Genomic DNA, 13,702 nt, shown 5'->3' on the forward strand with positions numbered 1-13,702 from the left:
ACGCATGAAGACAATTGGCTGGAAGGAATTAGTTGATTTCATCGACTTCGGCATCTCAGATGTACCAGCAAAAATTGATACTGGAGCTAAGACTTCTGTTTTGCATTGCGACCATATTGAATTAATTAAAAAAGGGAGAAAACAATTTGTTAAGTTTATTCCTTTAAGTGAAAGTTATTCTTCAGGAAAGGTTTTTATACTCCCCTTTCACAAAGAAAGAAAGATTAAAAATTCGTTCGGACTAGAAGAGAACCGCTATATAATTCATACACAGATTAAAATGTTTGGTGAAACTCATGGGATTGAGATATCTTTAAGAGATCGATCTAATATGGAATTTCCAGTGTTATTAGGCAGAAGCTTTATCCGCAAGAAATTCTTAGTCGATGTAAGCCGCTCAAACCTATCATCCAAGCGCACATCAGTAAAAAAATAATAAAGGATTAACCTTTAAAACCCCACAGCAAGTGAAAATTGCAATCCTGTCAACTAATAGAAATCTGTATTCTACCAAAAAGCTCTATGAAGCTGCTTTAAAGCGTGGACATGATTGTGTGGTTTTAGACCACCGAAAATGCTATGTAGGTATTAAACAAGGTAAGCCAAGTATTCATTATAATGGACAAGATGTGTCGGATATCGATGCTATTATTCCAAGAATTGGTGCTTCAGTAACCTTTTACGGTTCTGCTATTGTTCGCCAATTTGAAGTAATGGGTGTAGTATCAGCCAATCCGAGTCAAGGTATTACTCGCTCACGGGATAAACTTCGGTGTATGCAAATTCTATCAGGCGCCGGAATTGGCCTGCCGGTAACCGGCTTCGCCAAAAACACGCATGATGTTGATGATTTAATCAAGATGGTTGGCGGTGCTCCCTTAGTAATTAAATTATTAGAAGGGACACAGGGTATCGGAGTAGTGTTAGCAGAAACCAAAAAAGCGGCAAGCTCTGTAATAGAAGCTTTCTTTGGTTTGGGCAACAATATCCTGATACAGGAGTTTATTAAAGAGTCGAAAGGAACTGATATTCGCGTACTAGTGGTAGATGGAAAAGTAGTAGGTGCCATGAAAAGAATTGCCAAAGAAGGTGAATTCCGATCCAACCTACATCGCGGTGGTACAGCCGAATTAATTAAGTTAAGTAAGGCTGAAAGAGAAACAGCTTTGAAAGCTTGTAAAGAATTAGGCCTAACAGTTTGTGGTGTAGATATGCTACCTTCAGATCGAGGACCGCTGGTATTAGAGGTAAATTCGTCTCCCGGATTAGAGGGGATTGAAAAGGCTACCGGAAAAGACATTGCATCCAAGGTTATCGAATTCCTTGAGAAGCAATATGCCACTAAAATGCAGAATTCGCATATTTCACGCAAGTCTTCAGCAGGGCATAAATTATAATTTTGTAACTTTAACCTTTAAAAAAAGAGGTACAAATTTGGACTATTTACAAGGATTAAACACTTCACAACGAGCTGCAGTAGAGCAAATAAAAGGACCGGTAATGATTGTTGCCGGAGCCGGATCAGGAAAAACACGAGTAATTACCTATCGCGTAGCGCATCTTATAAATAATGGGGTTGACCCCTTTAATATCTTGGTGCTAACTTTTACGAACAAGGCTGCAAAAGAAATGCGGGAACGTATTACCAAAGTGGTTGGTGGCGAGGCAAAGAATATATGGATGGGTACTTTCCACTCGGTATTTGCAAAAATATTAAGAGTTGAAGGGCATCATCTGGGCTACCCAAGCAATTTCACTATTTACGATACAGATGATTCTAAAAGCCTGATCCGCACCATCTTAAAGGAAATGCAATTAGATGACAAGTTGTATAATGCCAACTTTGTATATAACAGAATATCGTCAGCTAAGAATAACTTGATCTCCGCTGCTGAATATCAAAAGAACGAGCATATTCAAGCAGAGGACCGTTCATCGGGCAGACCTCATTTAGGAACTATTTATCAAACTTATTCACAGCGATGCTTCAAAGCCGGAGCAATGGATTTTGATGATCTTCTATTCAACACCAACGTTCTGATGAAAAACCATCCGGATGTGTTGTATAAGTATCAGAATAAGTTCAAATATCTAATGCTTGATGAGTACCAGGATACAAACTTTTCGCAATATATCATTGTGAAGAAACTGGCTGCCATCCATGAAAACTTATGCGTTGTTGGTGACGATGCTCAAAGTATTTATGGCTTCAGAGGGGCCAATATTCAGAATATATTAAACTTTGAAAAGGATTACCCGGATTTAAATATCTTTAAGCTTGAACAGAACTATCGTTCAACTCAGAATATTGTAAATCTGGCCAATAGCATCATCGCCAAGAATGAACATCAACTGAAAAAGGACGTCTTTTCTACCAATGAAGTGGGCGATAAGATTAAAATATTCCGTGCATTCAGTGATAATGAAGAGGGAAAGATTGTAGCAGAAAACATTGCTCAAAAGCGCTCACTTTCAGGATCTCCTTATCAAAGCTTTGCGATTCTCTATAGAACAAATGCGCAATCCAGGGCAATGGAAGAAGCGCTGAGGAAAATCGGAATTCCTTATAAAATTTATGGAGGAACCTCCTTCTACCAAAGGAAAGAAATTAAAGATTTAATAGCTTATTTTCGTTTAACGTTTAATCCGAACGATGAAGAAGCATTAAAGCGTGTAATAAACTATCCGCGCCGTGGTATCGGAAATACTTCCATTGAGCGTATCATGATATCCGCTAACGAGCATAATATTTCTTTATGGGACGTTATTAGTAATGCAGAGAATTATCTTGATTCAAGAACTGCAGTAACGGTTGCTCCTTTTAGCCTTTTAATTAAGAGCTTCCAGGCAGCGGCTGCTACCAATACAGCTTTTGACAGTGCCATGCACATCGCTCAACATTCAGGCTTATTAAAAGACCTTTATGAGGATAAATCGATTGAAGGCTTAAGCAGATATGAAAACATACAAGAGTTGCTCAACGGAATTAAAGAATTCAGCGATCGCGAAGACATAGAAGAGAAAGGCTTGGATGTTTTTATGCAGGATATAGCTTTACTTACAAATGAAGATAACGACAAGGACCCGAATGCAGATACGGTTTCATTGATGACCATACATGCATCTAAAGGCCTGGAGTTTCCTTTTGTTCACATTGTAGGTTTGGAAGAAAACTTATTTCCTTCTCAACGATCCTTAAATTCGCGAGACGATTTAGAAGAAGAACGTCGTTTATTTTACGTAGCTTTAACCCGCGCTGAAAAAAACATCTATATTTCTTATGCTACCTCACGGTATCAATGGGGTAATTTAAATAACTGTGAACCCAGTCGTTTTATAGATGAGCTAGACCCTCAATACCTGGATCTGGATTTCAGGCCAAAATCAAACAGTTCTGATTCTTCTTCCTTTGAAAATGAAAGAAGTTCTTGGCAGCCTCTAGATACTTTTTCTAAGCCGAAACCACAAACAAGTAGGCCAAAAACCACTTCCATTTTACCTAAAGCTCACGTCCCTTCTTCTGGTTTTACACCTTCAGATACTAAAAACTTACAGGTAGGAATGGAAGTTGAGCACGAGCGGTTTGGTTATGGAAAGGTAGTAAATATGGAAGGAAAGAGCCCTGATTTAAAGGCAACTATTTTCTTTAAAGAATTAGGACAGAAGCAATTGTTGCTTAAATTTGCAAAACTTAGAATTATAGAATAAATTCATCTTATATGGAATTTGATTATAACAGCACACGAAGCCATCTTATTTTAGCAGAATACGGTCGGAATGTGCAAAACATGGTAGATTATATATGCACGCTACCAACTCGTGAGGAACGTAATAAATATGCTCAAGTGGTAATTGATTTAATGGGATTTTTAAATCCCCATTTAAGAGATGTTGCTGATTTTAAGCATAAATTATGGGACCATCTATTCATCATTTCTGGCTTTAAAATAGATGTTGATTGTCCTTATCCAAGACCCGTAGAAGGATCTATTCGTTCCAAACCAGAAATATTAGCTTATCCACAGAACCGCATTAAGTTTAAACATTACGGTAAAACCGTAGAAAAAATGATTAATGCAGCCAAGGCTATAGAAGATCCGCAACGGAAAGAACATATGATTCTATCTATAGCAAATTTCATGAAAATGGCTTATGTTACCTGGAATAAAGATTCGGTTATTGATGAGACTATCATCAACGATTTAAAAGAACTTTCTAATGGTGAACTGCAGGTTAGTGATGATCTTAGTTTAGCAAAGGTTGAATTTAAAACTCCGCCTCCGGGAAGTCGTACACGTACAGCCCAAAACACAAAAGGGAGAAGCAATGGTTCCAACAATAAAAATCAAGGCCAAAGCAACGGGTACAATAAAAAGAGAAACACAGGGAAACGATACTAATATAATTCTAATACATAACCATTTCTTTCTACAAGATTGAATCGGCTAATTTTTTAAATCAATGATCAAAAATTCTTTTGAAATTATCGGCGGGAAACCTCTTAAAGGTGAGATAATACCTCAAGGTGCCAAAAACGAAGCCTTACAAGTTATATCAGCCGTTTTATTAACGAAAGAAAAAGTTACCATCAGCAATATTCCGGATATAAAAGATGTTAACAAACTAATAGAGCTTTTAATAGCATTGGGGGTTGAAGTAAATAGAATTAACGACGACACTTATACCTTTGAAGCTGCAAACATAGATATCGAATACTTCAAAACTGAAGAATTCAGAACAAAAGGTGGTGGACTACGGGGCTCTATTATGATTATAGGTCCATTATTGGCTCGTTTTGGCAAGGCAGCCATTCCTAAACCTGGTGGTGATAAAATTGGTCGTCGTCGACTAGATACTCATTTTATCGGTCTTGAAAAACTAGGTGCTAAATTCGTTTACAACCCAGAAACACACTTCTTTAATATTGATGCTACTCATTTAACAGGAACTTATATTCTTCTTGATGAGGCTTCTGTAACCGGAACTGCCAACATTGTTATGGCAGCAAGCCTAGCTCATGGAACAACAACGCTTTATAATGCAGCGTGTGAACCCTATTTACAACAGCTATGTAAAATGCTGAATCGCATGGGCGCAAACATAACCGGTGTCGGTTCTAACTTACTTACTATCCATGGAGTTGAATCTTTGGGAGGTACAGAACATAGAATGCTGCCCGATATGATCGAAATTGGCTCATTTATCGGATTGGCAGCAATGACTGGTTCTGAGATTACTATCAAAGATGTTCATTTCAATGAATTAGGAATTATTCCTTCCGTTTTCTCACGTTTAGGAATCAAATTTGAACTTCGAGGTGATGATATATATATCCCTAGCCAATCAAACTATGAAATTGAAACATTCATAGATGGCTCTATACTTACTGTGAGCGATGCTCCATGGCCGGGTTTTACGCCCGATCTGTTAAGTATCATCCTGGTAACTGCCATTCAGGCGAAAGGGAATGTGCTAATCCATCAAAAGATGTTCGAGAGCCGCTTATTCTTTGTAGATAAACTGATTGATATGGGCGCTCAAATAATCTTATGCGATCCCCACCGGGCAACTGTGATCGGTTTAAATAACGAAGTTAAACTGCGTGGAATTGAAATGTCATCACCTGATATCCGTGCAGGTGTATCCTTACTAATCGCTGCTCTTTCAGCTCAGGGAAAATCTACTATCCATAATATTGACCAAATCGAAAGAGGATATCAACATATTGAAGAACGTTTAAAAGCTTTAGGAGCTGATATTAAGCGTGTTAATACGAATGTAGGGTAAATAGCAATAATGTTACCCTATTAGCATATCGAAGTAGAATATAATTTGTTTTCTTTGGAGTTAATTACTCACTTATAAAAATTACGACAATGAAAATGAAAACTGCTTTGGCCCTACTTGGTGTTACGACAATCCTTTTGGCCTCCTGCGTTAGTAATCCTGAAGGAGAACGAGCTGCAACTACCGATGCAATTGAAACAAATGCTGTTGCTGATGGAACAACCCTAGCTATTGACACAAGCGCATCCCAAGTAGTATGGCATGCAAACAAAGTATCTAAAGAACATTTTGGTGAAATTAGTCTTACTTCAGGTAATATTAATGTCTCTAGTGAAGGTAAAATAACTGGAGGAAATTTTACAATCGATATGAATAGCATCGATGTTCAAGATTCTGAAGGAGAAAGCAGAGATAAATTAACCGGACACCTAAAAAACGAAGATTTCTTTGATGTACCAAAATACCCAACAGCTACTTTTGAAATAACGTCAGTTACTGAAGGTGCAACAGCTAGTGATCTTGTAATTGCAGGAAATCTAAATATGCATGGAGTTACCAAGAACATCACTTTTAATGCGAAAGTAACTGAATCTACACCAGCATCTGTTGTTGCTGATGCAGATTTCAATGTTGCCCGCGAAGATTGGGGAATTACCTATACAGGAAAAGCTGATGATTTAATCAGTAAAGAATTTAATCTTAAGATTAAAATAGTAGCTAAAAACCAAGCATAGAATAATTGCTGAGCCAAGCATAATAATTATATTAATACTTATAAAGAGAAAGCCCTTCATTCATGAATGAAGGGCTTTCTCTTTATAGATACTTAACCTATTGCAGATCTAGTCTAAGTATCCCATTTCTTTCAACCAGTCTTCATTAAACATCTTGCCCATGTACCTGGAACCATGATCATGAAAAACAATCACCACAACATCATCTTCTTTTAATTGATCCTTCAATTGAAGCACTCCGGCCACCGCAGCACCAGCTGAATTTCCAACAAAAATTCCTTCCTGAAGCGCAATTTCACGAGTCATTAAGGCAGCGTCCTTATCCGTTACTTTTTCAAAGTAATCAATGATATCAAAGTCAACATTGCCAGGCAGAAAATCTTCACCAATACCTTCTGTTACATAAGGATAGATTTCATCTTTATCAAAAATGCCTGTTTCCTTGTATTTTTTAAATACCGACCCATAAGAATCAATACCCCATACTTTAATATTAGGATTCTTTTCTTTCAGAAATTTTCCTGCCCCACATATTGTTCCTCCCGTCCCTACTCCTACTACTAAATGTGTAACCTTTCCTTCTGTTTGTTCCCAAATCTCTGGTCCGGTTTGTTCATAATGAGCCTGAGTATTCGATAAATTATCATACTGATTTGGCTTCCATGAATTAGGAGTTTCGCGTACTAAACGGCTTGAAACCGAATAATATGAACGAGGATCTTCAGGTTCAACATTCGTCGGACAAACAATTACTTCTGCTCCAAAAGCACGTAATGCATCAAATTTCTCCTTTGACTGCTTATCGGTAGTTGTAAAAATACATTTATAGCCTTTTATAACCGCAGCCATAGCAAGGCCCATTCCTGTATTTCCAGAGGTTCCTTCAATAATAGTTCCTCCTGGTTTAAGAAGTCCGGCTTTTTCTGCATCTTCAATCATCTTAACCGCCATTCGATCTTTAATTGAATTTCCCGGATTGGTTGATTCAATCTTGGCTAAAATAGTAGCAGGTATCTCTTTCGTTATCTTGTTTAATTTAACTAGTGGCGTGTTACCAATCGTCTCTAATATATTATTATACCACATTTATTATCAAAATTTAAGATGTTTGACAGTTAGTTTGTTGTGAATTAATTGTTGAAGTGAATCGATCCCTATTTTCAGGTGCATTTCGACAAAGTTAGCAGTTACGTGCGAATCACTTTTGTCTGTTTTTACACCTTCAGGTTCCATAGGCTGATCAGATATCAATAATAAAGCTCCGGTAGGAATCTTATTGGCAAAACCCACAGAAAAGATAGTTGCAGTTTCCATATCTACTACCATTACCCGGGCATCTTTTAAATATTTCTTAAATTGTTTATCGTGTTCCCATACCCTTCTATTAGTCGTATAAACTGTTCCGGTCCAATAATCCATCTCATTATCACGTATAGAAGTTGATATCGCCTTTTGCAAAGCAAAAGCAGGTAATGAAGGAACCTCCGGAGGGAAATAATCATTGGAAGTACCCTCCCCACGAATAGCAGCAATTGGAAGCACCAAATCGCCTATTTTATTCTTCTTTTTAATACCTCCTGCCTTACCTAGAAATAGAACAGCACTTGGTTTAATGGCCGATAACAGATCCATAATGGTTGCTGCTACCGAACTTCCCATTCCGAAATTTATGATAGTTATTCCATCGGCAGTAACGCTTTGCATGGGCTTATCCAATCCAAGTATAGGCGCATTATCATGCCATTTGGAAAACATTTGCAGATAATTTGAAAAGTTTGTCAACAGTATATACTTTCCAAATTCATCCAAAGGTCTGCCAGTATACCGGGGAAGCCAGTTTAAAACAATCTCTTCCTTGGTCTTTAATCCTATCTTAATCGGACTACTATTTTCTTCCTTTTCTTTTTCCTTCATAATTTAAAGGCTAACAACCATTTGAATAAATATAAAAAAAATCCCCGCAATAAGCGAGGATTCCTTTATGCTTAAGAATATTCTTAAGCAGCTTTTAATTTATCTATATCAGATTTCATTAGTTTATCTTGTGCATATTCCAATGTTACCTGCAACTCCATCATCGTTTTATGTTTCTTTGATGGCATTTCATACATCGCATCTAACATAATAGCTTCACAAATAGCACGTAAACCTCTTGCACCTAAGTTGAATTCCATTGCTTTATCAACAATGTAATCAAAAACCTCTTTGTCAAATTCAAGCTTCACATTTTCATATTCAAATATCTTCTGATATTGTTTAATCAATGCATTCTTTGGATCTGTCAGGATATTTAATAATGTATCTCTATCCAATGGATTCAAATGAGTTATCACCGGAAGCCTTCCGATCAGTTCAGGAATTAACCCAAATGATTTAAGATCAAGCGGAGTCAGATATTTATGTAAATTATCCTCGTCAATCATCCCTCCATTGGTTTGCATTTTATAACCAACAGTTTGCGTACGCAATCTTTTAGCGATTCGTTTCTCAATACCATCAAATGCTCCACCACAGATAAATAAGATATTCGATGTGTTTACAGGAATCATTTTCTGATCCGGATGCTTACGTCCTCCTTGAGGTGGAACGTTCACAATAGTTCCTTCCAAGATCTTAAGCAAAGCTTGTTGAACACCTTCACCTGAAACATCCCTGGTAATGGAAGGATTATCACTCTTACGGGCTATTTTGTCAATCTCATCGATGTATACAATGCCCTGCTCTGCAGCAGTTACATCATAATCTGCAGACTGTAAAACCCGCGTTAAAATGCTTTCAACATCCTCACCCACATAACCGGCTTCTGTTAATACAGTTGCATCAACAATGCTGAAAGGAACATTTAAAATCTTCGCAATCGTTTTAGCCAATAACGTTTTTCCTGTCCCGGTCTTACCCACCATAATGATGTTTGACTTTTCAATCTCAACACCGTCTTCATCAACCTTTTGGCTCAAACGTTTGTAATGGTTATATACAGCTACAGACAATACCTTTTTAGCTTCATTTTGTCCGATGACATATTGATCCAAATGATCTTTAATTTCAATCGGCTTTAAAAGCTTTAAAGCAGTTTGTACACTTTTACTTTTGCGCAGATCTAACTCTTCGTTTAAAATCTCTTTAGCTTGTGATACGCACTGATCACATATATGTGCATTATCACCTGCTATTAGCATCAATGTATCCTTTTTTGGCCTTCCGCAAAAGGAACAAGTTATCTCCTTACTTTTTGTCATCTTCTTTTTTCTTTCCAATCAACACTTCATCAACCATCCCGTGTACTTTTGCTTCATCTGATGTCATCCAGAAATCTCTGTCAGATGACTTCTCAACCCATTCAAAAGACTGTCCGGAGTGTTCCGAAATTATATTGTAAAGTTCTTTCTTCAATTTCAACATTTCACGAAGGTTAATCTCCATGTCAGTTGCCACACCTTGCGCGCCACCAGAAGGCTGATGAATCATTACACGAGAATGTCTTAAAGCAGCACGTTTACCTTTAGCACCTGCAACCAATAGAACTGCGCCCATTGAAGCTGCCATTCCAGTACAAATGGTTGCTACATCAGGAGATATATACTGCATGGTGTCATAAATTCCTAAACCGGCGTATACACTACCGCCCGGAGAATTTATATATATCTGAATGTCACGCTGAGCGTCAGCAGACTGAAGGAACAATAACTGAGCTTGGATAATATTAGCAACTTGATCGCCAATTGCATCACCCAAAAATATAATACGGTCCATCATTAAACGTGAAAACACATCCATTTGAGCCACATTCAATTGTCTTTCCTCAATAATATAAGGGGTCATTGAACTAGGTACATGAATATTCTCAACTCTTGAAATAAAACCATCAACATGTTGACTGCCAATGTGGTGATGCTTTACAGCATATTTTCTAAATTCATTTTTATCGATACTCATATTATTTTTAATTTATTGTATATGACGAATATAGGGAATAAGGTTATCATTATAAAGATACAGAGATTGCAAAAATTGCGCCATCTGTTATATTGATAAATAACTGACAAATTGCCCGATTATGGGAGACATAAAAAAATGTCATATCGGTTATCCAATATGACATTTCCTTATCGCAAGGTTTACGAATATCTTATTTTAATTCAAGAAACTCATTGTAAGGAATTTCTTTTTTCTCAATCTTAACCAAGCCTTTTAAGTAATCAAAAACCTTCAAAGCTTTCACTTCTTCAAATAATCGATTAGCCTGCTCTTTATCTTGTAAAAGTTGCATTGCATATTGGTTTAATTGCTCTTCAGGCAATTCTTGCTGACCGTACATTTTAAATTGAGCCAATAAACGATCTTTCGCTGTAGCAACTACCTCTTCGTATTTAATTTCCAATGCATTATCATTGATAATTTTATTTTCGATTAAAGTCCAGCGTAGGTTCTTAGCGAAGTCATCATAACCTTCCTGAATTTCTTCATCAGTTAATTTCTCATTGGTTGCCTTTAACCAGCGTTTCAAGAAATCATCAGGAAATGCTGCCTTAACACGATCCATTCCTAAAGTATACAAGTCATTCTGAAGTTTCTGATCAGCGTTCTGAACAAACATCTCTTCAATCTCTTTCGCAACACGAGCTCTGAACTCTTCTTCAGTTTTCACTTCATCTTCACCGTAGATCTTGTTAAAGAATTCCTGATCCAATTCTGCTTCTTCCAAACGGTTAACATTTTCAACAGTTAACTGAAACAAAGGGCTAAGAGCTTCTACCTGATCTTCTTCAATTTCCAGGATTCTTGCAACCGTACTATTATCATAAGCTTTTTTCAAGTCGATAATCACTGTATCGCCTTTCTTCAAGCCAACTAAGCTTTTCTTGATCTTCTTAACATCAATAATGTCAGTACGAAGAGAAGCTGTTTTTACAATTCCACCTTCAACAACTTCATTCTTATCATCTACTTGTTTTAATTCTCCGTAGATAACATCGTTCTCTTCTGATACTTCAGGATTTGAACGTTTACCATAGCTTTTACGAAGATTCGAAACTCGTGAGTTCAATGTTTCTTCATCAGCCTTTATTGTATATTCAGTTAAGGTATCTTTATCAGAGAAAGGAACCTCTACTTTCGGTGCTAAACCAATTTCGTATTGAAATTTAAAATCTTCACTAAAGTCCCAGGCATACTCTTTACCTTCTTCTTCCTTTGGAAGAGGCTGACCTAAAATCTCAAGCTTATTTTCGGAAATAAAGTTGTTTAAACCGTCTCCAACAATCTTATTTATCTCATCAATTAAAATAGCCTTACCATACGTTCTTCTGATATGAGAAGCAGGTACCATTCCTGGGCGAAAACCTGGTAATTTAGCTTTTTTTGCCTGACTTTTAATTACACTATCAACTTGACTTTTATAATCTTCCGGGGTTAACTCGATATTGATTATTGCATTCAAATCATCAATGTTCTCTTGAGAAATATTCATAGCTATTATTGCTTTTACTTTGTTTTTTATATCGTTTTAACAAAAATTCCCCCCGGTTGTTGCCGGGAGGAATCAAGTGCGGAAGAAGGGACTCGAACCCCCACGCCGTGAAGCGCCAGATCCTAAGTCTGGTGCGGCTACCAATTACGCCACTTCCGCAGGTATTTATTATTAATTATGGATTGCAAAGGTACCTTTTTTACTGAAACCAACAAAATGATTTTTAATTTATTTTAATAATATTTCATAAGGCATTAATATAGGCTACTTTAACTCCTAATATCCATATAATGATTGTTTTTCGTAATTTTGATACTTAATTACATTCTCTTATGAAAACAGTTTATTCCTTACTCCTGAGCCTTCTTTTTTTATCAGCCTGTACCAATGATAAAAAAGCAACCGTAGAGGAAGAAGAAAAGAAAGACTCTATCGCTATACAGCAAGATAGCATCCCTGTTATAGAAAAGGAAGAGATAAGTATAAGCGATTTAACTCAAACAATCCTTAAACAAATTAAAAACAAGGATTATCCTTCATTAATTCAATACATTAAGCCCGATTCAGGCTTACGCTTTAGTCCATACGGCTATGTTAATACCAATACAGATATCGTTCTTAAACCAAACCAGTTCCGTTCCATGATAAACGATTCAACTAAGTTAGTTTGGGGACACTATGACGGATCTGGCGACGATATTAACCTAAATTTCAGAGAGTACTTTGAAAAGTTTGTTTATAATGTAGATTTCTTAAACGCAGAAAAAGTATCCATTAATCAATCAGCAGCTAAAGGAAACAGCCTGAATAACATTATGAAGGTTTATCCGAATGCGGAATATACGGAGAGCTACTTCTCTGGCTTTGAAAAGAAATACGCAGGAATGGACTGGCAGGCACTCCGTTTAGTTTTTGCAAAAGAAGGCGATAAATACTACCTGATAGGAATTGTCCATGATCAATGGACTATCTAGCTAGCATTTCAAAATTTTATATGCTATAAAATGTAACCCTTTTCAATTTGGGTACTCTATTTTAAATAAAACAGTTCCATGAATTCAGCCAATCTAATAAATAGCACATTAAGTGATGAGGAAATCGTGACAGAGATACTAAATGGAGAAACGCATTTATACGAAACGCTAATCCGAAAATTCAATTCGCGCTTATATAGAATTAGCATGTCTATCGTTAACGACGATAAAGAAGCCGAAGATATTATGCAAATCTCTTACCTCAATGCTTACCGGCAGCTAGCTAGTTTTAAGCATGAATCAAGCTTTAGTACCTGGCTCATTAGAATACTAATTAACGAAAGCCTATTGCATAAAAAAAGACAGCAAAGATTAGAAAAAAGGCGAATAGAAAGTCCCTATAATGATTATCATAGTGAAACACCTTTAGATAACCTTATGAATAAGGAATTAAAATTGATACTGGAAAAAGCAGTATTTACATTACCTGAAAAATACAGGATTGTATTTGTTATGCGAGAAGTACAAGGCATGAGCACCCATGAAACAATGGAAGCATTGGACTTAGGAGAATCAAATGTCAAAATCAGATTAGCTCGCGCCAAAGAAATGCTTCGTACTGAATTAAAAACTTATTGGCAACCAGAACAGCTTCTGGAGTTTAACCTGATACGCTGCGATGTGATTGTTAACTATGTAATGACAGAAATAAATAAAATAACCAGGGCCTAATACCA

General features: G+C 36.7%; 12 protein-coding genes, 1 tRNA gene and 1 pseudogene. 8 read left to right on the forward strand and 6 right to left on the reverse strand.

Translation table 11 applies throughout. The annotated features are described in order from the left end of the window. Positions 1-4 precede the first annotated feature (4 nt). The 6 genes from C8N28_RS04020 (at position 5) to C8N28_RS04045 (ending at position 6,521) form a co-directional block, all read left to right on the forward strand. The gene (locus C8N28_RS04020) at positions 5-436 is read left to right on the forward strand and encodes an ATP-dependent zinc protease family protein (protein ID WP_132221758.1); all 432 of its coding nucleotides are present in this window, start codon (positions 5-7) and stop codon (positions 434-436) included. Positions 437-467: 31 nt separating this feature from the next. Further along, positions 468-1,397, forward strand: coding sequence for a 30S ribosomal protein S6--L-glutamate ligase (rimK, locus tag C8N28_RS04025; RefSeq protein WP_132221760.1), 930 nt, complete (start codon positions 468-470; stop codon positions 1,395-1,397). A 37-nt stretch (positions 1,398-1,434) separates the two neighbouring features. Then, entirely contained in the window at positions 1,435-3,708 is a 2,274-nt protein-coding gene (locus C8N28_RS04030; protein ID WP_132221762.1) for an ATP-dependent helicase, read from the forward strand. Positions 3,709-3,719: 11 nt separating this feature from the next. Beyond that, positions 3,720-4,400 carry a DUF4290 domain-containing protein gene (locus C8N28_RS04035; protein ID WP_132221764.1) on the forward strand — a complete coding sequence of 227 codons (681 nt, stop codon included), beginning with the start codon at positions 3,720-3,722 and terminating at the stop codon, positions 4,398-4,400. A gap of 61 nt (positions 4,401-4,461) precedes the next feature. Next, complete coding sequence (gene murA, locus C8N28_RS04040; RefSeq protein WP_132221766.1) at positions 4,462-5,787, forward strand: UDP-N-acetylglucosamine 1-carboxyvinyltransferase; 1,326 nt, start codon at positions 4,462-4,464, stop codon at positions 5,785-5,787. An 89-nt stretch (positions 5,788-5,876) separates the two neighbouring features. Next, positions 5,877-6,521: a YceI family protein gene (locus C8N28_RS04045; protein ID WP_246012742.1), complete on the forward strand. Its 645-nt coding sequence runs from the start codon at positions 5,877-5,879 to the stop codon at positions 6,519-6,521. 114 nt (positions 6,522-6,635) lie between these two features. Here the strand turns inward: C8N28_RS04045 and C8N28_RS04050 are convergent. From C8N28_RS04050 to C8N28_RS04075, 6 genes and pseudogenes are all read right to left on the reverse strand, one after another. Continuing rightward, positions 6,636-7,607, reverse strand: a pseudogene (locus tag C8N28_RS04050) (PLP-dependent cysteine synthase family protein); the annotation flags it as partial. 6 nt (positions 7,608-7,613) lie between these two features. Further along, positions 7,614-8,435: an AMP nucleosidase gene (locus C8N28_RS04055; RefSeq protein ID WP_132221770.1), complete on the reverse strand. Its 822-nt coding sequence runs from the start codon at positions 8,433-8,435 to the stop codon at positions 7,614-7,616. Between the two features lie 83 nt (positions 8,436-8,518). Further along, positions 8,519-9,760, reverse strand: a complete 1,242-nt coding sequence (gene clpX, locus C8N28_RS04060; RefSeq protein WP_132221772.1) for an ATP-dependent Clp protease ATP-binding subunit ClpX — start codon at positions 9,758-9,760, stop codon at positions 8,519-8,521. Beyond that, positions 9,747-10,457, reverse strand: coding sequence for an ATP-dependent Clp endopeptidase proteolytic subunit ClpP (gene clpP, locus C8N28_RS04065; protein ID WP_132221774.1), 711 nt, complete (start codon positions 10,455-10,457; stop codon positions 9,747-9,749). Before clpP ends, clpX begins: the two co-directional genes overlap by 14 nt. Positions 10,458-10,650: 193 nt before the next feature. Beyond that, positions 10,651-11,991, reverse strand: a complete 1,341-nt coding sequence (gene tig, locus C8N28_RS04070; protein ID WP_132221776.1) for a trigger factor — start codon at positions 11,989-11,991, stop codon at positions 10,651-10,653. A gap of 77 nt (positions 11,992-12,068) precedes the next feature. Then, positions 12,069-12,150: transfer RNA gene (locus tag C8N28_RS04075), tRNA-Leu, on the reverse strand. A gap of 173 nt (positions 12,151-12,323) precedes the next feature. Here C8N28_RS04075 and C8N28_RS04080 point away from each other — a divergent pair. Together C8N28_RS04080 and C8N28_RS04085 are read left to right on the forward strand one after the other, a co-directional pair. Next, positions 12,324-12,965 (forward strand): hypothetical protein, encoded by a 642-nt coding sequence (locus C8N28_RS04080; RefSeq protein ID WP_132221778.1) that lies wholly within the window; start codon positions 12,324-12,326, stop codon positions 12,963-12,965. A gap of 78 nt (positions 12,966-13,043) precedes the next feature. Beyond that, positions 13,044-13,697 carry a sigma-70 family RNA polymerase sigma factor gene (locus C8N28_RS04085; RefSeq protein ID WP_132221780.1) on the forward strand — a complete coding sequence of 218 codons (654 nt, stop codon included), beginning with the start codon at positions 13,044-13,046 and terminating at the stop codon, positions 13,695-13,697. Positions 13,698-13,702: the final 5 nt, after the last annotated feature.

Origin of the sequence: Albibacterium bauzanense, from assembly GCF_004339765.1 — a bacterium.
GTDB lineage: Bacteria > Bacteroidota > Bacteroidia > Sphingobacteriales > Sphingobacteriaceae > Albibacterium > Albibacterium bauzanense.

Coding starts and splice junctions, on each gene's coding strand:
- C8N28_RS04085 (WP_132221780.1), top strand. CDS start 13,044: ATGAATTCAGCCAATCTAATAAATAGCACATTAAGTGATGAGGAAATC.
- C8N28_RS04080 (WP_132221778.1), top strand. CDS start 12,324: ATGAAAACAGTTTATTCCTTACTCCTGAGCCTTCTTTTTTTATCAGCC.
- C8N28_RS04045 (WP_246012742.1), top strand. CDS start 5,877: ATGAAAATGAAAACTGCTTTGGCCCTACTTGGTGTTACGACAATCCTT.
- C8N28_RS04035 (WP_132221764.1), top strand. CDS start 3,720: ATGGAATTTGATTATAACAGCACACGAAGCCATCTTATTTTAGCAGAA.
- clpP (WP_132221774.1), bottom strand. CDS start 10,457: ATGAGTATCGATAAAAATGAATTTAGAAAATATGCTGTAAAGCATCAC.
- tig (WP_132221776.1), bottom strand. CDS start 11,991: ATGAATATTTCTCAAGAGAACATTGATGATTTGAATGCAATAATCAAT.
- clpX (WP_132221772.1), bottom strand. CDS start 9,760: ATGACAAAAAGTAAGGAGATAACTTGTTCCTTTTGCGGAAGGCCAAAA.
- C8N28_RS04055 (WP_132221770.1), bottom strand. CDS start 8,435: ATGAAGGAAAAAGAAAAGGAAGAAAATAGTAGTCCGATTAAGATAGGA.
- murA (WP_132221766.1), top strand. CDS start 4,462: ATGATCAAAAATTCTTTTGAAATTATCGGCGGGAAACCTCTTAAAGGT.
- C8N28_RS04020 (WP_132221758.1), top strand. CDS start 5: ATGAAGACAATTGGCTGGAAGGAATTAGTTGATTTCATCGACTTCGGC.